1 protein-coding gene is annotated in these 710 nt (G+C 63.5%); it reads left to right on the top strand.

Features of this window, described 5'->3' with window-relative positions; translation table 11 throughout:
- On the top strand, positions 1 to 710 hold a 710-nt coding region (locus AWB68_RS45805; RefSeq protein ID WP_235028899.1), incomplete at both ends, for a thiamine pyrophosphate-dependent enzyme.

The following is a 710-nucleotide window of genomic DNA, read 5'->3' as shown; positions in this document are numbered from 1 at the left end:
CGCGCCAAAGCGGATCTGTCGCCTGCCATGGTCGCCAGGGTCATCGCCGGGCGCCTGAAGAAGCTGGGCGTGCCCCAAGATGTCGCCGCGCGCATGGACGCTCGCCTCATTCAAATCGAGATCGCCGAGCGTACGGTCGCCGAAGGCGCCAAAGGCAGCGCGGACCGCCTGCCGTGGTTCTGCCCCGGCTGTCCGCACAACACCAGCACAGTCGTGCCCGACGGTTCGATTGCCACGGCCGGGATCGGATGCCACGGGATGGCGGTCTGGATGGATCGTTCGACGACATCATGGTCGCAGATGGGCGGCGAAGGCGTTTCCTGGATGGGACAAGCGCCGTTCAGCAAGCGCTCGCACATGTTCGCCAATCTTGGCGACGGCACCTACAACCACTCGGGCGTGCTCGCCATCCGGCAATCGATCAACGCCGGCGTCAACATCACCTACAAGATCCTGTTCAACAGCGCGGTGGCGATGACAGGAGGACAACCGGTCGACGGTCAACTCGACGTGCCGGGCATGACGCGCGAGCTTGCCGCAGAAGGAGCAAAGCGCATCGTCGTGGTGACTGATGACGTCGAGAAATACGCGAGTGTCAGCAATCTGGCATCAGGTGTCACGGTACGCCACCGCGATGCACTCGATACCGTACAGCGCGAACTGCGCGAGCTCGAGGGTGCCTCCGTCATCATCTACGACCAGATGTGCGC

The sequence above is a fragment of the Caballeronia choica genome (assembly GCF_001544535.1).
Taxonomy (GTDB): Bacteria; Pseudomonadota; Gammaproteobacteria; order Burkholderiales; family Burkholderiaceae; genus Caballeronia; species Caballeronia choica.
This window is presented reverse-complemented; position numbering and strand designations above follow the sequence as displayed.